The sequence below is a fragment of the Devosia ginsengisoli genome, from assembly GCF_024707105.1.
GTDB lineage: Bacteria > Pseudomonadota > Alphaproteobacteria > Rhizobiales > Devosiaceae > Devosia > Devosia ginsengisoli_A.
Genome location: NZ_JANQAJ010000009.1, coordinates 153,823 through 174,844, shown reverse-complemented (window position 1 = coordinate 174,844; position 21,022 = coordinate 153,823). Strand labels below are relative to the sequence as shown.

Sequence of the window (21,022 nt, the reverse complement as noted above, 5' to 3'; positions counted from 1 at the left end):
ATTTCGCCCGAAAGTGGTATTATCCGACGCAACCGGAATCGCAGGCTCAGGGGACGAACAGCTATGGTACGCAAGTATTTCGGTACGGACGGAATTCGCGGTCTGGCCAATGGCGCCAAGCTGACGCCGGAACTGGCCTTGCGGGTCGGCATGGCAGCCGGGCAGAAATTCGTGCGCGGCGACCATCGCAACCGCGTCGTCATCGGCAAGGATACGCGCCGATCGGGCTATATGCTCGAACAGGCCTTGACCGCCGGCTTCACCGCCGTCGGCATGGATGTCTATCTGCTCGGCCCCATGCCCACCCCGGCCGTTGCCATGCTGACGCGCTCGCTGCGCGCCGATCTCGGCGTCATGATCTCGGCTTCGCACAATCCCTTCGAGGATAACGGCATCAAGCTGTTCCGCCCTGATGGCTACAAGCTGAGCGACAAGGTCGAAGCCGAAATCGAGCGGCTGATCGACAGCGACATGTCCAGCTTCCTGGCGCATGGCCGCGATATCGGCCGGGCCCACCGCGACGAGGAAGCGCGCACCCGCTATATCGAATATGCCAAGCGCACCCTGCCGCGGAACACCGACCTGGCGGGCCTGCGCGTGGTGCTCGATTGCGCCAATGGCGCGGCCTACAAGGTGGCCCCGGTGGCCCTGTGGGAGCTTGGCGCCGAGGTCTTCACCATCGGCAACAAGCCCGATGGCTTCAATATCAACGACAAGGTGGGGTCCACCGCGCCCGAAGCGGTCTCCGCCAAGGTCAAGGAAGTGCGCGCCGATATCGGCATAGCGCTGGATGGCGATGCCGATCGCGTCATCATCGTCGACGAGAAGGGCGAAGTGGTCGATGGCGATCAGTTCATGGCTGTCATCGCCCAGAGCTGGCTGGAGCGGCAGATGCTTGTCGGCGGCGGCATCGTCGCCACCGTCATGTCCAATCTCGGGCTCGAGCGCTACCTGACCTCACTGGGCCTGACGCTCGAGCGCACCCAGGTCGGCGACCGCTACGTGCTCGAAGCCATGCGGAGCAAGGGTTTCAATGTGGGCGGCGAACAGTCCGGCCACATCATCCTCTCCGATTTCACCACGACGGGCGATGGCCTGGTGGCGGCCCTGCAATTGCTCGCAGTACTCAAGCAGCAGGAGCGCAGTATTTCCGAGATCTGCGCACGCTTCACCAAGGTTCCCCAACTGCTGCGCAGCGTCAAGTTCAAGTCGGGCAAGCCGCTCGAGGACAGCCACGTCATCCAGGCCATCGCCGATGGTCAGGCCATGCTGGGCAATGGCGGGCGCCTGGTGGTCCGTGCCTCGGGCACCGAGCCGGTCATCCGGGTGATGGGCGAAGCCGACGATGCCTCGCTGGTGACAACGGTCGTGTCGCAGATCGAAGCCGCCATCCGCGACGTGGCCTAGGGCAGGGCATCAGCAGATCTGACGGACTCTCGGATATTTACTTACGGTTAACTATGATGGGGCCGTTCTGTTCTCGTTAGGGTTAAATATTTAGGTTAAGCGGCCTTTAAGGAAATTCGTCGATACTGGGTTGCATCAACTGGTGCCGTGGCAACCCAAAGGACGTTTCACATGCGTAAGTTCATCGCTGCGATGATGGTGGCGGGTGCCGCTATTGTCGGTGGGCAGGCGATCGCTGCCGATCTTCCCTACTATCCTCCGATCATCGAAATTCCCGACGTCGATTACGGCGTGTCCGGCTCGTTCTACCTGCGCGGCAGCGCTGCGGGGAACCTGCTCTGGGCCAAGGACTATGTTCCGGCCTGTCCGCTGCTTTGCGGTGGCGGCGGCAACAACCTGACCATTGCCGGCTACGGCTATTCCTTCGGCGCAGGCTTCGGCTACGAAACCGGCACCGGGCTGCGTGCCGATCTCACGCTCGACTACAGCAAGAATCACGGCCTGTCGGACGGGACCTATACTTTGGGCCTGCGCTCCACGCTGCTGCTGGCGAACGCCTATTACGACTTCTCGTTCAGCGACTATGGTTCGGCCGCCGGCGGGTTCGGTGCCTATGTCGGCGCTGGCCTGGGTGGCGCTTACAACCAGACCACCGTCACCGGCCCGCTCGCGACGCCGGATGGCTCGTCCTGGGCGCCGGCTGCCGCCGTCATGGCAGGCGTGACCTACGACATGGGTGCCCTGGTCGCCGATCTCGGCTATCGCGGCGTCTACATGCCGCAGATCAGCAATGCGCAGGTGGGGCCGAATACCTCGTTCTACCTGAACAGCCCGATGACCCACGAATTGCGCACCACCCTGCGCTATCGCTTCAACTGATCGGGGAGCGGGCGAGCCACGAGCCCGCTCTGCTATCGGTATCAAATCGGCGCCCTTGATGGCGCCGATTTTCTTTTGCCGACTCTGATGGTGACGTTACGCTCCCTCCCGAACGCAGACCGGGGGAGATGACATGAAGGTTCTGGTGATCGGCGCGGCCGGCATGGTGGGGCGCAAGCTGGTGGCGGCGCTGCTGGCTGCAGGGCAGGTCGGCGGGCAGCCGATCGGCCAACTGACCCTGGCCGACGTCGTCGCTCCGGTTCCTCCGGCTTCGACAATCCCGATCACCGCGCTGGCGGTCGATTTGTCGGCGCCGCAGGTTGCCGAACAGCTCGTGGCGGAACGCCCGGACCTGATCTTCCATCTGGCGGCCATCGTCTCGGGCGAGGCCGAGGCGGATTTCGAGAAGGGCTATCGCATCAATCTCGACGGTACGCGCCACCTGCTGGAAGCGATCCGTTTGGCGGGGCAGGGCGCACCGTATCGACCACGCCTCGTCTTCACCTCGTCCATTGCCGTTTTCGGCGAGCCGCTGCCCGAGATCATCGGCGATACGCATCACCATACCCCGCTCACCAGCTACGGCACGCAGAAGGCCATCTGCGAATTGCTGCTGGCCGACTATTCGCGGCGCGGTTTCGTCGATGGCGTGGGCATTCGCCTGCCGACCATCGTGGTGCGCCCGGGAAAGCCCAACAAGGCCGCCTCCGGCTTCTTCTCCGGCATCCTGCGCGAGCCGCTTTCGGGGCAGACGGCCATCCTGCCGGTCGCCGATAATGTGCGGCACTGGTTCGCCAGTCCACGCGCCGCGGTTGGTTTCCTGCTGCATGCCGCTGCCATGGATACGGCGCTGCTGGGCGATCAGCGCAACCTGTCCATGCCGGGCCTTGCTGCCACTGTTGGCGAAGAGATTGCCGCGCTGGAGCGCGTCGCCGGCCCCGAAGCCACGGCGCTGATTCAGCGGGTGCCTGACGAGACCATTGTCAACATCGTGGCCGGCTGGCCCAAGGCCTTCGAGGCCAGCCGCGCAAAGTCCCTCGGCTTTCGCGGCGACGCCAGTTTCGACGACATCATCCGCATTCACATCGAGGACGAACTGGGCGGACGCGTCGGCTAGCCGCATCTGCAAAAGACTCATTGACGGCCACGGCCCGTTGGGCGTATCTCCCGCCTCAGGACATCTCGCCCTAACGCGAGACGCATAGACCTGGGAGGGTCGCTTAAGATGGCTGCAATGCCCCTGACCGCGCCGGCGGTGAAACCGGCTAATCCGAATTTTTCGTCGGGCCCCTGTGCCAAGCGTCCTGGCTGGACGGTTGAAGCGCTGGCCAATGCCTTGGTCGGTCGCTCGCACCGCTCCAAGCCGGGCAAGGCCCGCATCCAGCGCGCCATCGACCTGACCCGCGAATTGCTCGAAGTCCCGGCCGATTACCGCATTGGCATCGTCCCCGCTTCCGATACGGGCGCGGTCGAGATGTTCCTGTGGAGCGCGCTCGGCGCCCGCGGCGTCGACATGCTGGCCTGGGAATCGTTCGGCGCCGGTTGGGTCACCGACGTGCAAAAGCAGCTCAAGCTCGACGACGTGCGCGTGCTCGACGCCCCCTATGGCGAATTGCCGGATCTCGCCCAGGTCGATTTCGATCGCGACGTGGTCTTCACCTGGAACGGCACCACGTCGGGCGTGCGCGTTGCCAATGGCGACTGGATCGCGGCCGACCGCAAGGGCCTCACCATCTGCGACGCCACCTCGGCAGCCTTCGCGCAGAACCTCGATTTCGCCAAGCTCGACGTCGTCACCTTCTCCTGGCAGAAGGCTTTGGGTGGCGAAGCCGCCCATGGCGTGCTGATCCTCAGCCCCCGCGCCGTGGAACGGCTCGAGACGTTCAAGCCCGATCGCCCGCTGCCCAAGATTTTCCGCCTCACCAAGGGTGGAAAGCTGCTCGAGGAAGTGTTCCAGGCGGCCACCATCAACACGCCCTCGATGATCTGCATCGAAGACGCCATCGATGCGATGGAATGGGGCAAGACGGTGGGCGGCCTTGGGGGTATGCAGGCCCGCGCCGACGCCAATTTCAAGGTGCTGGCCGACTGGGTCGCCAGGACCGACTGGGTCGATTTCCTGGGCAAGAACCCGGCCAACCGCTCCAATACTTCGGTGTGCCTGTCCATCGTCGATCCCGCGGTGACGGCGCTCGATGCCGACAAGCAGGCCGCCTTCGCCAAGGCCATCGTCTCGCGGCTCGACAAGGCCGGCGTCGCCTATGACATCGGCGCCTACAAGGATGCTCCCTCGGGCCTGCGCATCTGGGCCGGCTCCACTGTCGAAGCCTCCGATCTCGCGGCGCTGGTGCCGTGGCTGGATTATGCCTTCGCCGAAGAGCTCAAGGCTCTTACGGCTGCCGCCGCCTGATCACGCGATCTCGCAGTCACCCTCATCCTGAGACTGTCGAAGGACGAGGGTGACCTGCACCGAACCCGGCCTCGTCCTTCGACAAGCTCAGGATGAGGCCTCACCCAGTTTCATGCAGGTCGCAGGTTCAAATCTTGCTCCCGCAACCAAATTCAGGAGGGCTTCCAATGCCCAAGGTTCTCGTTTCCGACAAGCTCAGCCCCACCGCCGTCCAGATCTTCAAGGACAATGGCGTGGAGGTCGATTACCTGCCCGATCTCGGCAAGGACAAGGACAAGCTGCTCGAAGTCATCGGTCAGTATGATGGCCTGGCCATCCGCTCGGCCACCAAGGTGACCGAGAAGATCATCGCTGCCGCCACCAATCTCAAGGTGATCGGCCGCGCTGGCATCGGCGTCGACAATGTCGATATTCCGGCGGCGACCAAGAAGGGCATCATCGTGATGAACACGCCCTTCGGCAATTCGATCACCACGGCCGAGCATGCCATCGCCATGATGTTCGCGCTGGCCCGCCAGTTGCCCGAGGCCGATGCCTCGACCCGCGCCAGCAAGTGGGAAAAGAACCGCTTCATGGGCGTCGAAGTCACCAACAAGGTGCTGGGCCTGATCGGCGCCGGCAATATCGGCTCGATCGTGGCCGACCGCGCCATCGGCCTCAAGATGAAGGTCATTGCCTATGACCCCTTCCTCACGCCGGAACGCGCCCAGACGCTGGGCGTCGAAAAGGTGGCGCTGGAGGATCTGCTGGCCCGCGCCGACTTCATCACGCTGCATACCCCGCTGATCGACGCCACCCGCAACATTCTCAATGCCGAAAATCTCGCCAAGACCAAGAAGGGCGTGCGCATCATCAATTGCGCCCGTGGCGGGCTGATCGACGAGGCGGCGCTTTATGAGGCCCTCAAGTCCGGCCAGGTTGCCGGCGCGGCGCTCGACGTATTCCTGCAGGAACCGGCCGAGAACAATCCGCTCTTCGAGCTGCCCAATGTCATCTGCACGCCCCATCTTGGTGCGGCGACCACCGAAGCGCAGGAGAATGTCGCGCTGCAGGTTGCCGAGCAGATTTCGGCCTATCTGATGAGCGGGGAGATCACCAATGCGCTGAACTTCCCGTCCATCTCGGCCGAGGAAGCGCCGATCCTGACCCCGTGGGTGAAGCTCGCCGAAAATCTCGGCCTGTTTGCCGGCCAGCTCACCGAGACGGCGATCAAGGGCATCAAGATCGAGTTCGAGGGCAATGTCGCCAATCTCAACGTCAAGCCGATGATCGCGGCCGCCGTCAATGGCGTGCTGAAGCCTTCGCTGGGCGACGTCAACATGGTCTCGGCCCCCCAGGTCGCCAAGGACCGCGGCATCACGGTGGAAACCACCACCCGCGACCAGCAGGGCGCTTATGAGGGCTATATCCGCCTGACCGTCACCACCGAGCGGCAGGAGCGCGGCGTCGCCGGTACGCTCTTTGCCAACGGCAAGTCGCGCATCATCCAGGTCAAGAACATCAACATGGAGGCCGAGCTGACGCCGTCCATGCTCTATGTGACCAACGAGGACAAGCCGGGCCATATCGGCCGCCTCGGCACGCTGCTGGGCACGCTCGGCATCAATATCGCCAACTTCAATCTCGGCCGTGCCGAGGTCGGGGGCGACGCCATCGCGCTGGTCTCCATCGACGGCACGCTGACCGAGCCGCAACTGGGCGAAATCGCCGCGCTGGATGGCGTCAAGCAGGCCAAGACGCTGCGGTTCTGATCTCGGGTAATTCCTGAAATGCGAGGGCCGGCCCATCGGGCCGGCCTTTGTTCATGCCGCCGGCGGAATGTTCTGGTTCCGCCGGAACACATTGTCCGGGTCATATTGCCGCTTGATGCGGCGGAGGCGGTCCCAGCTTTTGCCGGGATAGGCGTTGCGGGTGCGGGCCGCGCCTTCGTCGCCGAGAAAGTTCACATAGACGCCCTCATTGTCCTGGCGCAGGGCCGACATCAGGTCTTCCACCCATTCCACGCGCTGGGGCCGGTCGGCCTGGTCGCTGTAGAAATTGGCCAGGAACAGCATGATCTGCGCATCGCGATGGGCATAGGCGGTGTCGTCCGCCGGAACGCGGTTCACCGCGCCGCCCAGCACGCGGATCTGCACCATGCGCATGGCACTGTCCGACTCGGTCAGGAAGCCGGCAATGGTGCGGGCGTCGTCCTTGCTGATGCGATCGACAAACAGCGTCCGCGTTTCGGGCAGGCCGGGTGGCTCGCCGCCCGGCCCCTCATAGAGGTCGAGGAACGGGCCTGGCTTGACCGTATCGAGAACCAGGCCGAGCGCACGGAAGGGCGCCAGTGCCGCACCGGCCATGTCGTCGGGGCCGGCATAGGCCATGAGCGCGAAGATGATCAGCTGGTCGCGCATCGCTTCGGGGATGAAGGGCGCAGGTGGTGCCGGCATGACCATGGCAATGGCCGATAGCGCATCGGGCGCCGTCTGGGCGGCGGCGGCAAAGGCTGCGATGGCCTCGGCGGTGCCGGGTAGCACCAATAGCCCACCGGTAAAGGCCGGCAGTTCCCGCGCCTGGAACCGGATACGCGTCAGCACGCCGAAATTGCCGCCGCCACCCCTGATAGCCCAGAACAGATCGGGCTCGCTATCGGGGCTCGCCATGACCACGCGGCCATCGGCCAGCACCACTTCGGCGGCCAGCACGGAATCGACAGTGACGCCATGCAGGCGCGACAGGTAGCCCACGCCACCACCGGTGACGATGCCGCCCACGCCCACATCGCCCGAATCGCCGAAGCCGACCACGAGGCCATGCGGCTCCAGCGCCTTGAGCGTGGCGCCGACCGTGGCGCCGCCACCGACCCACACGGTTTTGCTGGTCTGGTCGACCGAGACCTCATCGAGATTGCGCAGGTCGATGACGATGCCGCCATCCACCGTGCCATGCCCCGATGAACTGTGTCCCCCACCGCGTATGGCGATGTCAAAACCGTGTTTCCGGGCGAAATTTATGGTCTGGGAAACGTCGTCCGCGCTGGCGACGCGGGCCAGGGCGGCCGGGCGGCAACCGGCAGGGTCGAAGAGCACGGCGCGGCTCTCGTCATATTCTGGATCGCCCGGCAGCGTGACGCGGCCCGCCAGGGTCCGGGCAAGGCTTGCAATGTCCGGGCGGGGGGAAAGATGGGTATTCATGGAGTCCTCTCTCCGTGAGTGGTCACGGCTTCGTGACCGGAGAGTGCTACATGGTTACATGGATGTGCCCTGCCTAGGCCTGGGCGGATATTTTTCGACGGGCCGCCCATTCGGCCAGCACGATCCCGCTGATGATGATCACTGCGGCGAGGTAATGATAGGCTTCCAGCCGCTCGCCCAGGATGATCACCGAACCCAAAGTGCCGAAGACCGGAATGAGATTGTGGCTCGGCGCGGCGCGATTGGCGCCCAGCAGTTCGACGCCGCGCGCATAGGAGACCTGGCTGAACATGGAGGGGAAGATCGCCACATAGGCGATGACCGCCCAGACGGTGGGCGAGGCATCAGCGAGCGAGGCCACCTGGCCCAGTCCGCTGCCCGAGAAGGCCAGCATGATGACCCCGGTGACCGCCGCGCCGAAGAAGGAGACGGCCATGAAGCTCATGATGTGCATCTTGGGCCGGAAGCGCAGGCCCAGAGTATAGGTGGTATAGGCCAGGCAGGCGAGAATGACGAAGCCGTCGCCGACATTGATGTCGAGCGTCAGCAGCCGCGCCGGATCGCCATGGGTGGCGGTGAGGATGACGCCTGATATGGCGAGCAGCACGCCCACGATCTGGATCAGCCGGGCGCGGACCCGGAACACGATGAAATTGGCGCCCAGGATCAGCATGGGCAGCGAGGCCTGTTCGATGGCCGAATTGACCGCCGTGGTGGTGGTGAGGCCGATATAAAGAAACACGTTGAACAACGCATAGCCCACCGCACCGAAGGCCATGAGCACCAGCCAGTGCCGGCGCACGACGGCCCAGTCGGCCAGCAGATGGCGCCAGGCAAAAGGCAGGATAACGGCCGTCGCCAGCACGCAGCGGCTGGCCAGCAGCAGGACGGGGTCGATTTCGCCGACCACCAGCTTGGCCGCCACCACATTGCCGCCCCAGAACAGGGGCGCCAGAATCAACAGCAGATAGGGCTGATCGAGCATCCGGGCAAATATGCCGCGATTTTGGTTCTCTAGCGGCTTTGTCATCGTCTTCAGGGTGATGTAAGGACATCGGGACTTAGCAGTTATTCGGCCGCGTTCAAAATTTTACCCAAGGTGGCCGGAGGGACAGTCGTCCAAGGGAAGAAGGGGTGCGGCCGTGGCGGCCGGGGCCCTTGTGTCGGGCCTATCCTGGAGAAGGTATTTCTATGGCTAATGTGGTTGTCGTCGGCTCGCAGTGGGGCGACGAGGGCAAGGGCAAGATCGTCGATTGGCTTTCCGAGCGCGCCGATGTGGTGGTGCGCTATCATGGTGGCCACAATGCCGGCCACACCCTAGTCATCGAGGGGGTCAGCTACAAGCTGGCTCTGCTGCCCTCGGGCCTGGTGCAGGGCAAGCTCTCGGTCATCGGCAATGGCGTGGTGGTCGATCCGCACCATTTCGTCACCGAGATGGAAAAGCTGCGCGGGCAGGGGGTGACGATCACTCCCGAAGTGCTGCGCGTCGCCGACAATGCGCCGCTGATCCTGTCGCTGCATCGCGAACTCGATGCCATCCGCGAGGATTCCAATTCGGGCCTCAAGATCGGCACCACCAAGCGCGGCATCGGCCCGGCCTATGAAGACAAGGTGGGTCGCCGCGCCATCCGCCTGATCGACCTCAGCGAGCCCGATACGCTGATGGTCAAGATCGAACGCCTGCTCAGCCACCACAATGCGCTGCGCCGCGGCATGGGCCTGGTCGAGATCGAGGCACAGAAGATCTACGACGAACTGACTGCCGTCGCATCAGAAATCCTGCCCTTCATGGACCAGGTGTGGAAAGTGCTGGATGACCAGCGCAAGGCTGGCGCGCGTATCCTGTTCGAGGGCGCACAGGGCGCGCTGCTCGACAACGATCACGGCACCTATCCCTTCGTTACCTCGTCCAACACGGTGGCGGGACAGGCGGCGGCCGGTTCGGGCCTGGGGCCGACGGCCATCGGCTATGTGCTCGGCATCACCAAGGCCTATACGACCCGCGTCGGCGAAGGCCCGTTCCCCTGCGAACTGGATGACGAGATCGGCCAGCATCTGGCCACGGTTGGTCGCGAGGTCGGCGTCAATACCGGTCGGCCGCGCCGCTGCGGCTGGTTCGACGCCGTGCTGGTGCGCCAGACGGTCAAGACCTCCGGAATCTCGGGAATCGCGCTGACCAAGCTCGACGTTCTCGACGGTCTCAAGGAGATCAAGGTATGCGTCGGCTACGAGCTCGACGGATCACGGATTGATTATTTGCCTGCCTCAATGGGGGCACAAGCCCGCGTTAAGCCGATCTACGAGACGCTTGAAGGCTGGTCGGAGACCACGGCAGGCGCCCGGAGCTGGGCCGAGCTGCCGGCGCAGGCGGTCAAATATGTCCGCTATATCGAGGAGCAGATCGGGGCGCCGGTTGCCATGCTGTCGACGAGCCCGGAGCGAGTGGATACCATCCTTGTCCATGACCCATTCCAAGATTGAGATTTTTTGTTACAACGTGTCGCTGCAATTGTGAGTACCAACTAGCCAATGGCGGACTACAAGGAGCTGTTGCGCCGCGCCATCACGGCGCTGCCGGAGAATAATGGGGCGGCCCGGCGGGCCGTCTACGAGAAGGCGCGTTCGGCCCTGGTCGGACAGTTGCGCGCCATCACGCCCCCATTGCCGGCGCGCGACATCACCCAGCACCGCCTGCAGCTCGAAGATTGCATCCGCCAGGTCGAACAGGAAGCCAGCGAGGCCGTCATCACGCTGGGGCGTGAACAGGGCCTGACGCCGCCCCGTCCGCCTGTCGAGCCGGCCAAGCCCGTCGAGCCGGCCTCCGCGCCGGTTGCCGAAGCGCCGAAACCCGCTCCCGCTGTCGTCGAGCCTTCCGAGCCCGCGCCGAAACCGGCCGAAACCGGCAAGATGTCCATCGAGGACATTATCAGCGAGGCTTCTGCGACGTCAGGCGCGTCGGTCAAGCCGGTGGATGCGGCTGAAGCCACGCCCGAAGCGGCGCCGGAGCCCAAGCCGGAAGCCAAATCCGAGCCCGAGCCCCGGCCAGTCCCGACCATTGTGGGCCGGGTCCATGCGCCCAAGGCCGGGCCGACATCGCCGGTTCCCCCGGCCTCCAATATCCGCCCGATGGATGCCCCGCTCAAAGGCCCCAGCTTCGAGCCGCGGCGTGATGCCATTCCGCTGGCGGCCAATTCGACCAACGAGCCGGTGCGCGTCAGCGGCCGGATCGAGCCGTCCATGGGCCATCACGCGGTGGCCCGCCAGCAGGTGACGGTGCCTGCCTCGGTGGCCGCGCCCGTACCGGTCGAGACCGCCCTGTCCAGCGTGCGCGAAGTCGATGTCGAACCCGATGCCAGCGAAGCGCAGGACGTCATCGAGCGCGCCATCGAGGTGCTCGACCGCGAAGCGCGCGGCGAATCCACGCCGGCGCTGCCCGATCCGGTTGCGCCGCCGCCCGCCATGGGCCGCGAAGAAAATGACGATGCCGGCTTTGCCGATATGCAGCCGCCGCGCGGCGGGGCGGGCCTGACGATTTTCCTGGTGGTCTTCGCCATCCTGCTTGCCGGTGTCGGCGGGGCGGGTTTCTGGGCCTGGCGCGAGGGCTATGTCGATCTCGACCAGTTGTTCGGCCAGGCCACGGCGCCGGTGACCACGACGGCCGAAGTGACGACGCCCACCACGCCGACGCTCGATCCGGTGCCCCTGGCGGGAGCCGCCGAGGGACCGGGCAATACTACGCCTGCGGCCAATAGCGGCCAGCCCAATGCCGAACTCAGCGGGTTGCAGATCGAAGACCGGCTCGAGCCGACGCCGGAGCCGGTGCAGCCGACCGGCAATGAAACCGTGCTGCCCGACGTCAATTCCGGCGAGATCAAGAGCGAGGAACGCCTGCCTGGCGAAGAGGCGCTGGCCGCTGCCGATCCGACCGCCTCCGTCGATCCGGCGGTGCTGGCCGGCAGCCAGTCGTTGCTGCTCGAAGCCAGCCAGGATGGCGCGACCGGTGCGGTGCCTTTCTCGGGCACCGTGTCCTGGAGCGAGGGCGTCGACGAGCTCGGCCTGCCGACGCTTGTTGGCACGGCCAGCATTCCGGCGCGCAACCTGGGCGTCGATCTCACCATCCGCAAGAATTCCGATCCCAGCCTGCCGGCCAGCCACCTGATGGAGGTCGACTTCAAGGTGAGCGACACCTTTATCGGCGGCAATATCTCCACCCTGCCGGGCGTGCTGCTCAAGGATCAGGAACTGGTGCCGGGCACGGCCCTGGTCGGAGCCTCGGCCCGCGTCGTGGGCAATTCGTTCCTCTTCGCGCTGAGCGCCACGCCGGCCGATGCCGAAACCAATACGAACCTGCTGGAAAGCCGCCGCTGGATGGATCTGGCCGTAGTCTATGGCACTGGCCGCAACGCCATCATCACCTTGGAAAAGGATGAGGATGCGCAGGCCCTGTTCGAAAAGGTCTTCACCGCCTGGGCGGAGTGACACCCCTCCCAACCTCCCCCTGACAGGGGAGGAGCCGCGCGGTGGCCGTGGCAATACAGTGCCTAAAGCTGGATCTAAACACTCCCTCCACAAGGGGGAGGCTAGGAGGGGGTATCCCTCAAGGACTCCAGCCGCCCCTCCACCAGCAGGTATTTCCGCGCGGCCAGCGCCTCCACATCGTCGGCATGGTGGCTGACCAGGATGGTGTGCCAGCCGTGGCGGATGGTGAGCACCCGCACCAGTTCGCGTACCGCGACCCGCGTCTCGTCATCCAGCGCCGAAAAGGGTTCGTCCAGCAGCAGCACCGGCCGTGCCCGCAGCAGTGTCCGGGCCAAAGCCACGCGCTGCTTCTGGCCGCCGCTCAGCGTGCTGGCGAGCTGGTTGCCGATCCCTTCCAGCCCTACTTCGGCCAGGGCTTCCCCGATCTGTCTTTGCGCCTCTGCCCTGGGCGTTCCCGCCGGCAGGCCCAGGGCTACATTCTTCGCCGCGCTCAGATGCTCGAACAGGCTCTCCGACTGCAGCAACAGCGAAACCGGCCGCGCCTCCGGCGGCAGCGGCAGCAGGTCGCTATGGTCGAGCTCGATGCTGCCAGCGCTCGGCGTCAGGAAACCCGCCAGCAGGTCGAGCAGGGTCGATTTGCCCGAGCCGCTGGCGCCAGACACGGCGGTGACCTCGCCTTCATGGGCCACCAGCGAGAAGGCATAGGGCGTCGCCTGGCCGGGATGGGCAAAGGTCAGGTTCTCAACGCGCAGCATCGGCGATCCTTTCGAACAGTCTGGGCAGGCCGACAAAGGCCACGATCGTGCCGACAAGCAGGATGGCCGCAATGGCCGCCGCGTCATTGCCGCGATAGGAGCCCAGCGCCCGGAACATCATCAGCGGCAGGGTCTGGAAATCCTGCGTGCCGAACAGCGCGATGACGCCGAGATCGCCGAGCGAGAAACAGAAAGCCAGCGCCAGCATGACGCCGATATCCCGTCCGAGCAGGGGATATTCGACGAGAGTGAATTGCCGCCAGCCGGAAAGTCCGAGCGAGCGGATCAGCTTGCCGCGCGAACGGGCAATGGCCTCAAGCGGCGGCCCCAGAGTCGCCATGGCGAAGGGCAAAGCCAGCAGGCTATTGGCCAGGATGACCACGAAGGGCGCCGCCGTGGCCGGGGCAAAACCGAGCTGCCGCACCAGCAGGAAGAAGCCGAGCGACAGCACCACGGCCGGCACGGCCAGATAGGCAAAAGCCGGCATGCCCAGCAGTGTGCGCAACAGGCCATTGCCGGTGGCGCCGCGCCCCAATGCCAGCGCCAGAGCCAGCAGCAGCGTCAGCAGCGCCGAGGCGGTGCCGATGACGAGGCTGCTCGTTGTCGCCCACCAGAAGGCGGGCTGCGCCACCACGCGCCCGATGCCGGCGCCCAGCCCGTCGATCAGCACCGAAAGCAGCGGCAGCACGAAGCCGATGGTGCAGAGCATCAGCACGAGCATTTGCAACAGCCGCGCCAAACCCCGGTCCCGCCAGCGCGGCGCGGTCGAGGCACCGAAGCTGGTGGGAATGGGCGCCAAAGCCGAAGCGGCAAGGATCACCAGCGAGCAGACCGCGATCTGTGTCGCCGCCAGCCGTACGGCGCCGGCCAGGTCGAAATCCTGCCGCACGGCGGCATAGATGGCCACTTCCAGCGTCTGGTTGGCCGGCCCGCCGCCCAGCATCAGCACGATGGGAAAGCTGGTAAAGGCGAGCAGGAAGATGATCGCCGCCAGTCCCGGCACGGTGCCGCGCAGGGAAGGCCAGTCGATGATGGCAAAGCGCTGCCAGGGTGTCAGCCCCAGCGACTGGCCGGTCTTGAGGCGCGGGGTGGGAATGGCGTCGAGCCGGGCCAGCATGATGCGCGCGGCAAAGGCGCCGTCGAGCACGACATGGGCGAAGAGAATGCCGGACAGGCCAAAGGCGGGATTGCCGATGGAAAAGCCGAACAGTGCTTCGCTCGCCTGATTGATCCAGCCATTGCGCCCCCAGATCGACAGCAGCCCGAAAGCCACCACCATGCCCGGCGTGACGATGGCCGAGGCGAACAGCCCGACCACCAGGTCGCGGCCCGGAAAACGCAGCCGGTTGAGCGCCCAGGCCAAAGCCATGCCGACGGCGATGGAGAGCACCGTGGTCAAGCCCGCCTGGATCGAGGTCATGCGCAGCAGGTGCGGAATGTCGATGCGCGACGCGCTGCCCTCGCTGCCGGTTGCGGCGGCAAGGATGGCCCAGAGCACGAGGACGATGAGAATGGCGATACCCGCGGCCAGCGCGATGGCGGCGGCAATGCGCAGCGGGCGATGGGGCAGGGTCAGCATGGAGCCATCCGCCGGTCAGTGGTCAAACAACCCCCACCCTTGATCCCTCCCCACAAGGGGGAGGGAGACGCCAGACCAACCATCGTGGAACAGATTGCGTTCTTGCGCCGGGCAGGCTTCCCTCCCCCTTGTGGGGAGGGAATGAGAGTGGGGGTTCTCACGACAGCGGACCTACTGCACCGCCGCCAGCATCTCATCGATCCAGCGCTGGCTGTTCGCCGCGATCTCCTCGTCGCTGAGCACCAGCGTCTTTTCCGGCTGCGGCAGCGTGGCGAAGGCCGGGTCGATATCGGCGCCCAGGTCGATGACCGGGAACATCCAGTTGGTACTCGGGATCACCTTCTGCCCATCCACCGAGGCCAGATAGGCGAGAAACTGCTTTGCCAGTTCCTGCTTGTCGGAGGATTTCAGAATCCCCGCCACTTCGGTCTGCGCCAGGTGGCCTTCATCGAACATGGCGGCGTGGATCGTGTCGTCGCCTTCGGCGATGATGTGATAGGCTGGCGAAGTCGAATAGCTCAGCGCCATGTCGGCTTCCCCTTCGAGGAACAGGTTGTAGCTTTCGCTCCATTCCCGCGTCACCGTCAGGATATGCGGCTTGAGCCCGGCCCAGATTTCGGGGGCGCGATCGCCATAAGCACCGGCGATCCACAGCACCAGGCCCAGCCCCGGCGTGGCCGAGCGCGGGTCCTGCACGACGATCTTGAAGTCGTCGGGCAGGGCGATCAGTTCCTCGAAGCTCTTGGGCGGCGTGGCGACCGTGTCGGTGTCATAGACGAAAGCGAAATGGGCATAGTCGAAGGGCACGAACTGCGCGTCCGTCCAGGGTTCGGGCAGCTTCAGGCCCGACAGGTCGAGCCCGTGATCGGCGAACAGGCCCGTCGCGCGGGCTTCGCCGGCAATGGCGGTGTCGAGGCCCACGATTATGTCGGCTTCGGTCGTCTCGCCTTCGAGCTGCACGCGGCGCAGCGTGCCGATGGACGAGTCGGCCGCGATCCATTCCACGACGCAGCCGCCGCAAATGGCCTCGAAGCCCGCCTTGATGCCGGGGCCGGGGCCCCATTCGGCGGCAAAGCCGTCATAGGTGTAGATCTTGAGGATCGGCACTTCTTCTGCGAATGCCGGTGCAGCGACCAGCCCGGCAAGGACCGCAAGCGCCAGACGAGTGGATTTGACCATGGGTCATTCCCTTCAATGGTGTTACGGCCATGAGTGAAGGGATTGTGTCAATGGTGAGGGTATCGAGATGCCCTTGCCATCTCGAACTTCCTCCGCCAGCATGACCTGGTTCAGGTTCAATGGGTAACTCTCAGCTCCGGTTTCCCGGAACACCCCAGCGAGACGCCCCACACTTAATGAGAGCTTTGTGACAGTGCAAGACACTTCCGTAGCCAGGGCGGATGCGCCAATGGTCGTATTCGACACTCCCATGGCCGTTGTCGGCGGCGGTGCCGTCGATCCGGCTCTGCTGGTGGAGCTGGCCGGACGAGGCGTGGCCTTGGTGGGCGCCGATGGCGGCGCCGATGCCATCGGCGATGCCGGCCTCACGCCTGCAGCCATTATCGGCGATCTCGATTCGCTCCATGACCGGACCGCCTGGCAGGCGCGCACCCGCGTCATTCATATTCCCGAGCAGATCACCACCGATTTCCAGAAAGTGCTCTATTCCACCCGCGCCCCGGTGACTTTGGCGCTGGGCATGACCGGCAAACGCCTCGACCACACACTGGCCGCCCTCAGCGCCGTGCTGCAATACGCCCCGACGCGAAAACTGCTGCTGGTCGATGAGGTCGACGTGGCGCTGGCCGTGGTGGGGTCCATCGCCTTCGAAGCCGCGCCGCGCGAACGCGTCTCCATCCATCCGCTGCTGCCCATCAGCTTCGTCCGCTCGACCGGACTGTTCTACCCGATGGATGGGTTGACGCTGGAGCCGGGTGGGCTGATCGGCACGTCCAATGAGGGCATTGGCGGGCCGGTGGAGGTGGTGCCGGCCGATGACACGCCATGGCTGCTGATCCTGGGCAAGGAGCGGCTGTGGGATTTGGTGGGATACCCCCTCCCAACCTCCCCCTGATAGGGGGAGGAGCCGCGTAGCGATCGTGCCGATATAGTGCCACAAGCTCGATCTGTTCCTCCCCCTATCAGGGGGAGGTCAGGAGGGGGTATCCCCAAAACAAAAAAGGCGGGCTCAAAGCCCGCCTTCCGCATTCTCTGCCATTACTCAACCGGCCCGCGCCGCTTCCTTCACGGCATCCTGCACCTTCTCGAACGCCCGCACCTCGATCTGGCGGATGCGTTCGCGGCTGACGTCATATTGCTGGGCCAACTCCTCGAGCGTGGACGGGTTGTCCTGCAGGCGGCGGGCCTGGAAGATGGCGCGTTCACGTTCGTTCAGCACGTCCATGGCGTTGTTCAGCAGCCCCATGCGCTCGGAAAATTCCTCGCTTTCGCCCAGGGTGGTTTCCTGGCTCGGGGTGTCGTCCACCAGCCAGTCCTGCCATTCCGAGCTGCCTTCATCGGCCCGCATGGGCGAATTCAGCGACGCATCGCCCGACAGGCGCGCATTCATCGAGACCACGTCGTCCTCGCTCACCTTGAGCGTGGTGGCGATCTGCTTGATCTGGTCGGGATGCAGCGCACCATCGTCCAGCGCGGCGATCTGCCCCTTCACCTTGCGCAGGTTGAAGAACAGACGCTTCTGGGCGGCGGTGGTGCCGATCTTGACCAGGCTCCAGCTACGCAGCACATATTCCTGGATGGCGGCGCGGATCCACCACATGGCATAGGTGGCCAGGCGGAAGCCCTTTTCGGGTTCGAAGCGCTTCACCGCATGCATCAGGCCGACATTGCCTTCCGAAATGACTTCGGAAATGGGCAGGCCATAGCCGCGATAACCCATGGCGATCTTGGCTACGAGGCGCAGATGGCTGGTAATCAGCTTCTGCGCCGAGCCGGGATCCTGATGTTCCTTGTAGCGTTTGGCCAGCATGTATTCTTCATCCGGTTCCAGCATGGGGAACTTGCGGATTTCCTGAAGATAACGGCTGAGGCCCCCTTCGGCGGAGAGGACAGGAAGATTGGTCTGGGCCATGGCGCACCCCTTTCTTTTCCCCCGCATGGCGCGGGCGGACATGAATCTGCGATGACCATTCGGCCCATCGTCAGACTACGATGGATATATAGGCCGCAATTTGGCGATTGTAAGGGCGGTGAATCCTTACAAATGCGAAATGTTGGCGAAAGGTTCCGCCTTTCGTGCCACGCCCTCGTGGTTCGAGGCTCGTGAAGAACTCGCACCTCACCATGAGGGCTACTTCTAACGCGGTATTCCAGTAGCCCTCATGGTGAGGCGGGAGCGAAGCGACCCTCGAACCACGAGGGCGTGGCACTTACCGCGCAAATGCCTTGTCATATCCCTCCAGCGCATCCTCCAGCGCCTGGAGATCATCGGGCAGCGGCGCTTCGAAGAACATTTCTTCGCCTGTCACCGGGTGTTCGAAGCCCAGTTCGGCGGCATGCAAAGCCTGCCGCCCCAGTGCCTGGATTGGCCCCGCCACATCTGCTGGCAGCCGGTTGATCTTGGTGGCGAAGCCGGGGGCATAAACCGCGTCGGCGACCAGCGGATGGCCGATATGGGCCATATGCACGCGGATCTGGTGGGTGCGGCCGGTTTCGAGGTGGCATTGCACCCGGGTAATGTCCCAGCCCTCGCCGCCGAAACGGGCCTCCACGAAATAGTGCGTGATGGCCTCGCGCCCGTCCTTGCGCACGGCCTGTTTCAGCCGGTTGTTCTGGTCGCGGCCCAGCGGCGCGTCCACCGTGCCCTTGGCCGTTTCGGTCGAGCCCCAGACGAAGGCGATATAGGCGCGGTGCAGCGGGCCGGTGCGGCCATGGTCGGCAAATTGCTCGGAGAGGTGCTTATGCGCCGTCTCGGTCTTGGCCGCGACCATGACGCCTGACGTGTCGCGATCGAGCCGATGCACGATGCCCGGGCGCCTGACGCCGCCAATGCCCACCAGGCTCTCCCCGCAATGGAACAGCAGCGCATTGACCAGCGTGCCGTCGGGCGAGCCGGGGGCAGGGTGCACCACCATGCCCACCGGCTTGTTGACCACGATCAACTGGTCATCCTCATAGAGGATGTCGAGCGGGATATCCTGCGGCAGCGGTTCGGCATCTTCGGGGGGTGGGGCAAGAAGGGTGATTGTCTCGCCTGCCGTAAGCCGGTATTTGGGCTCGCTGACGGCTTTGCCGTCGATGCTGACGGCGCCGCCAAGGATCAGGTCCTTGATACGGTTGCGGCTCAGCACGGTGTGGGCCCTGGCCAGCGTGGCGTCGAGCCTGCCGCCGGCCATGTCGGCATCGACGACGACCACGACCTGGACTTCGCCTTCCTCGCCCTCGAACTCTGCAGCGGTATTTTCGACCATGAGCGATCCTGATGAGACTGGACAGAAGCCCGATGCGCCATTGACGCCGGAAGCCCTTGCCATATTGGGGAAGGCGCGCCGTTCCTTCGCGATTTCGATCGGCGTGCTGTTGCTGGGCTTTATGGCGATTGGCTTCGCCCTTGTCTATCGCGCCATGCGCGACACCCCGCCACCCACGGTGGCCGAGAACGTGGTTCTGCCGGCTGGGGCCGAAGTGGTTTCGGCGCTGGTGAGCGATGGCGCGATCAACGTGACCTACATCGTAGGTGGGGTAACGACGTTGGCCCTGTTCGACCAGGCGACGGGTGAGATGACGCGGGCAGTGGTGCTCGGGGAGTAATAGGGAAGCGGCGAAGAAGAGCCCTTCCTAGGATACTCCCACCTAGCCTCCCCCTGATAGGGGGAGGAACAGATTGAGTTTGGAGCGCGATCCAGCCACATCCACTGCGCGGATTCCTCCCCTGTCAGGGGGAGGTTAGGAGGGGGTATTCGCTAAAACCTACCGCCCCTGAATCTCCCGTAGCGCCGCCATCCGGTCGGTCACCGACCCGCCCTTGCGCTCGCCTCTTGCCGGTTTCGCTGGCAGGGTGTCCTCGCCTTCTCCGTCATCGGCAAAGCGCTGCACGCGGTCGAACAGGCTTTCCTCGGTGCTGGCCACGACAGGGGTTTCGGTGTCCACCGCATAGACCAGCCGGCTCACGCTGGCGGCGATGTCGTTGAGCTTTTCGCGCAGATAGGCCTCTTCCAGCCGCTCGGTGTCCCAGTCGGCGAGAATGGTGGATTCGACGCTGCTCACCTTCTTGCGCAAGGCTTCCACCTCGGCTTCGAGGCTCAGCTTGTCGGCCAGCAATTGCTCGGCCCGACCTTCGGATTGCTCCACCACCTGGCTGGTTTCGGCCAGCAGGGCATTGAGCCGGTTTTCCGCACTGGCAATGCGCGCTTCGGCCGCGACGAGGTTTTCCGCGTCGGCTACCTTCTTGTCGTCCCTGCCGGCCAGCGCCTCGCGCATCTGGGCAATGGCGGCCGTGGCCTCGGCGCTGCGGCGGTCCGAGCTTTCGAGCCGTGTGATCAGGCTTTTCGCCTGCTCTTCGAGGAAGCTGGCGCGCTTGCGCTCGATGGCGAGTGCGGTGGTCAGCCGGTCCACATCCTCGTCATAATCCCCGCTCAGGGGCGTGCCGTCGGCATCGGTGCCGCGCGGCAGGCCGCCCCGCACCGTGTCGCGCAGCTTGCCGAGTTCGTCGCCGCGCGTTTCCAGTTCCCGGTCGCGCATGCGCAGGCGCTGTGCCAGGTCGGTGCCCTCGCGCTCCAGCTCAGCGACCCGCGCGCGCAATTCTTCCTCGCGCTGCTCCAGTTCCTTGACAACAAGCAGATGCTGGTCGCGTTCGGCCTTGAGCAGGCCGAGATCGCTGCGCTTCTGGTTGACGTCGCCCAACTGCTCGGCCAGCCGCTTGCGCAAAGTCTCGACATTCATTTCCAGCCGGCGGGTCGAGAGGGCGAATTCGGCGCGCAACTGGTCCTTGTCGGCACGGAATTCGGCCATGGTAATAGGCGTGGCGGCCTCGATGCGGCGCTTGGTCAGGCGCACGGCGCGCTTCCACACGGCAGGCAGGATGATCAGCGACACCAGGCCGGCCACCAGCAGGCCCAGCGCGAAATACATGATGTTCTCGATGACCATCGGCCAAACTCCAGACCGCATCGGCACGCAATACGGGCAATCCCTTATCCGGCAGAGGCAGCGGCGCCGCTACCTTTGCCGGACATTAACCCTAACGGGTTTGACGCCCGCCGTCACCGGCCGGTGGCGGGGCGGATCGCAAGTGTGATCGCCGTGCGACGTTCCCACGGGAAACGGAGGTTCCCGCTTTCGCGGGAATGACACCGTGGATGAAAATGACGCTGTG

17 protein-coding genes and 1 riboswitch are annotated in these 21,022 nt (G+C 64.7%); of the genes, 9 read left to right on the top strand and 8 right to left on the bottom strand.

Going from position 1 to position 21,022, the window contains the following annotated elements; all coding sequences use genetic code 11:
- The first annotated feature begins 63 nt into the window (after window positions 1-63).
- The 5 genes from glmM (at window position 64) to serA (ending at window position 6,447) form a co-directional block, all read left to right on the top strand.
- Window positions 64-1,407 carry a phosphoglucosamine mutase gene (gene glmM / locus NVV79_RS10690; RefSeq protein ID WP_303988991.1) on the top strand — a complete coding sequence of 448 codons (1,344 nt, stop codon included), beginning with the start codon at window positions 64-66 and terminating at the stop codon, window positions 1,405-1,407.
- 171 nt (window positions 1,408-1,578) lie between these two features.
- Complete coding sequence (locus tag NVV79_RS10685; RefSeq protein WP_303988988.1) at window positions 1,579-2,286, top strand: outer membrane protein; 708 nt, start codon at window positions 1,579-1,581, stop codon at window positions 2,284-2,286.
- Between the two features lie 133 nt (window positions 2,287-2,419).
- Window positions 2,420-3,403 carry a D-erythronate dehydrogenase gene (gene denD, locus NVV79_RS10680; protein ID WP_303988986.1) on the top strand — a complete coding sequence of 328 codons (984 nt, stop codon included), beginning with the start codon at window positions 2,420-2,422 and terminating at the stop codon, window positions 3,401-3,403.
- A gap of 117 nt (window positions 3,404-3,520) precedes the next feature.
- On the top strand, window positions 3,521-4,696 hold the full coding sequence (locus tag NVV79_RS10675) for a phosphoserine transaminase (RefSeq protein ID WP_303990371.1): 1,176 nt from the start codon (window positions 3,521-3,523) through the stop codon (window positions 4,694-4,696).
- Between the two features lie 167 nt (window positions 4,697-4,863).
- Entirely contained in the window at window positions 4,864-6,447 is a 1,584-nt protein-coding gene (gene serA / locus NVV79_RS10670; protein WP_303988984.1) for a phosphoglycerate dehydrogenase, read from the top strand.
- 51 nt (window positions 6,448-6,498) lie between these two features.
- On the opposite strand, the gene NVV79_RS10665 is transcribed toward serA, so the two are convergent.
- Together NVV79_RS10665 and NVV79_RS10660 are read right to left on the bottom strand one after the other, a co-directional pair.
- Window positions 6,499-7,875 carry an FAD-binding oxidoreductase gene (locus NVV79_RS10665; protein WP_303988983.1) on the bottom strand — a complete coding sequence of 459 codons (1,377 nt, stop codon included), beginning with the start codon at window positions 7,873-7,875 and terminating at the stop codon, window positions 6,499-6,501.
- Between the two features lie 73 nt (window positions 7,876-7,948).
- Window positions 7,949-8,905 (bottom strand): DMT family transporter, encoded by a 957-nt coding sequence (locus NVV79_RS10660; protein WP_303988981.1) that lies wholly within the window; start codon window positions 8,903-8,905, stop codon window positions 7,949-7,951.
- A 161-nt stretch (window positions 8,906-9,066) separates the two neighbouring features.
- On the opposite strand from NVV79_RS10660, the gene NVV79_RS10655 reads away from it, so the two are divergent.
- Window positions 9,067-10,356 carry an adenylosuccinate synthase gene (locus NVV79_RS10655; RefSeq protein ID WP_303988978.1) on the top strand — a complete coding sequence of 430 codons (1,290 nt, stop codon included), beginning with the start codon at window positions 9,067-9,069 and terminating at the stop codon, window positions 10,354-10,356.
- Window positions 10,357-10,404: 48 nt separating this feature from the next.
- A complete protein-coding gene (locus tag NVV79_RS10650; protein ID WP_303988975.1) occupies window positions 10,405-12,354 on the top strand; it encodes a hypothetical protein in 1,950 nt (649 codons plus the stop codon).
- 101 nt (window positions 12,355-12,455) lie between these two features.
- On the opposite strand, the gene NVV79_RS10645 is transcribed toward NVV79_RS10650, so the two are convergent.
- The 3 genes from NVV79_RS10645 to thiB all read right to left on the bottom strand — a co-directional run bounded on the left by NVV79_RS10645 (window position 12,456) and on the right by thiB (window position 15,867).
- Entirely contained in the window at window positions 12,456-13,109 is a 654-nt protein-coding gene (locus NVV79_RS10645) for an ATP-binding cassette domain-containing protein (RefSeq protein WP_303988972.1), read from the bottom strand.
- Entirely contained in the window at window positions 13,096-14,688 is a 1,593-nt protein-coding gene (locus tag NVV79_RS10640) for a thiamine/thiamine pyrophosphate ABC transporter permease ThiP (protein WP_303988969.1), read from the bottom strand. Before NVV79_RS10640 ends, NVV79_RS10645 begins: the two co-directional genes overlap by 14 nt.
- A gap of 171 nt (window positions 14,689-14,859) precedes the next feature.
- Window positions 14,860-15,867: a thiamine ABC transporter substrate binding subunit gene (thiB, locus tag NVV79_RS10635; RefSeq protein ID WP_303988966.1), complete on the bottom strand. Its 1,008-nt coding sequence runs from the start codon at window positions 15,865-15,867 to the stop codon at window positions 14,860-14,862.
- A 68-nt stretch (window positions 15,868-15,935) separates the two neighbouring features.
- Window positions 15,936-16,034, bottom strand: a riboswitch (TPP riboswitch).
- A 62-nt stretch (window positions 16,035-16,096) separates the two neighbouring features.
- On the opposite strand from thiB, the gene NVV79_RS10630 reads away from it, so the two are divergent.
- Complete coding sequence (locus tag NVV79_RS10630; protein WP_303988963.1) at window positions 16,097-16,762, top strand: thiamine diphosphokinase; 666 nt, start codon at window positions 16,097-16,099, stop codon at window positions 16,760-16,762.
- A 147-nt stretch (window positions 16,763-16,909) separates the two neighbouring features.
- On the opposite strand, the gene rpoH is transcribed toward NVV79_RS10630, so the two are convergent.
- Both rpoH and NVV79_RS10620 read right to left on the bottom strand, forming a co-directional pair.
- Entirely contained in the window at window positions 16,910-17,779 is an 870-nt protein-coding gene (rpoH, locus tag NVV79_RS10625; RefSeq protein ID WP_303988960.1) for an RNA polymerase sigma factor RpoH, read from the bottom strand.
- Window positions 17,780-18,077: 298 nt separating this feature from the next.
- Window positions 18,078-19,118, bottom strand: coding sequence for an RluA family pseudouridine synthase (locus NVV79_RS10620; protein ID WP_303988957.1), 1,041 nt, complete (start codon window positions 19,116-19,118; stop codon window positions 18,078-18,080).
- Here NVV79_RS10620 and NVV79_RS10615 point away from each other — a divergent pair.
- Window positions 19,117-19,458 carry a DUF6476 family protein gene (locus NVV79_RS10615; RefSeq protein WP_303988954.1) on the top strand — a complete coding sequence of 114 codons (342 nt, stop codon included), beginning with the start codon at window positions 19,117-19,119 and terminating at the stop codon, window positions 19,456-19,458. The two genes, NVV79_RS10620 and NVV79_RS10615, sit on opposite strands and share 2 nt — an antisense overlap.
- A 159-nt stretch (window positions 19,459-19,617) precedes the next feature.
- On the opposite strand, the gene NVV79_RS10610 is transcribed toward NVV79_RS10615, so the two are convergent.
- Window positions 19,618-20,796 (bottom strand): hypothetical protein, encoded by a 1,179-nt coding sequence (locus NVV79_RS10610; protein ID WP_303988952.1) that lies wholly within the window; start codon window positions 20,794-20,796, stop codon window positions 19,618-19,620.
- Window positions 20,797-21,022 lie beyond the last annotated feature (226 nt).

Bases quoted from the DNA above. Each gene is read 5' to 3' on its own strand.
- NVV79_RS10675 (WP_303990371.1), top strand. From the start codon at position 3,521: ATGCCCCTGACCGCGCCGGCGGTGAAACCGGCTAATCCGAATTTTTCG.
- NVV79_RS10655 (WP_303988978.1), top strand. From the start codon at position 9,067: ATGGCTAATGTGGTTGTCGTCGGCTCGCAGTGGGGCGACGAGGGCAAG.
- serA (WP_303988984.1), top strand. From the start codon at position 4,864: ATGCCCAAGGTTCTCGTTTCCGACAAGCTCAGCCCCACCGCCGTCCAG.
- NVV79_RS10645 (WP_303988972.1), bottom strand. From the start codon at position 13,109: ATGCTGCGCGTTGAGAACCTGACCTTTGCCCATCCCGGCCAGGCGACG.
- rpoH (WP_303988960.1), bottom strand. From the start codon at position 17,779: ATGGCCCAGACCAATCTTCCTGTCCTCTCCGCCGAAGGGGGCCTCAGC.
- thiB (WP_303988966.1), bottom strand. From the start codon at position 15,867: ATGGTCAAATCCACTCGTCTGGCGCTTGCGGTCCTTGCCGGGCTGGTC.
- NVV79_RS10615 (WP_303988954.1), top strand. From the start codon at position 19,117: ATGAGCGATCCTGATGAGACTGGACAGAAGCCCGATGCGCCATTGACG.
- NVV79_RS10610 (WP_303988952.1), bottom strand. From the start codon at position 20,796: ATGGTCATCGAGAACATCATGTATTTCGCGCTGGGCCTGCTGGTGGCC.
- NVV79_RS10620 (WP_303988957.1), bottom strand. From the start codon at position 19,118: ATGGTCGAAAATACCGCTGCAGAGTTCGAGGGCGAGGAAGGCGAAGTC.
- NVV79_RS10660 (WP_303988981.1), bottom strand. From the start codon at position 8,905: ATGACAAAGCCGCTAGAGAACCAAAATCGCGGCATATTTGCCCGGATG.
- NVV79_RS10640 (WP_303988969.1), bottom strand. From the start codon at position 14,688: ATGCTGACCCTGCCCCATCGCCCGCTGCGCATTGCCGCCGCCATCGCG.
- glmM (WP_303988991.1), top strand. From the start codon at position 64: ATGGTACGCAAGTATTTCGGTACGGACGGAATTCGCGGTCTGGCCAAT.
- NVV79_RS10650 (WP_303988975.1), top strand. From the start codon at position 10,405: ATGGCGGACTACAAGGAGCTGTTGCGCCGCGCCATCACGGCGCTGCCG.
- NVV79_RS10630 (WP_303988963.1), top strand. From the start codon at position 16,097: ATGGTCGTATTCGACACTCCCATGGCCGTTGTCGGCGGCGGTGCCGTC.
- NVV79_RS10685 (WP_303988988.1), top strand. From the start codon at position 1,579: ATGCGTAAGTTCATCGCTGCGATGATGGTGGCGGGTGCCGCTATTGTC.
- denD (WP_303988986.1), top strand. From the start codon at position 2,420: ATGAAGGTTCTGGTGATCGGCGCGGCCGGCATGGTGGGGCGCAAGCTG.
- NVV79_RS10665 (WP_303988983.1), bottom strand. From the start codon at position 7,875: ATGAATACCCATCTTTCCCCCCGCCCGGACATTGCAAGCCTTGCCCGG.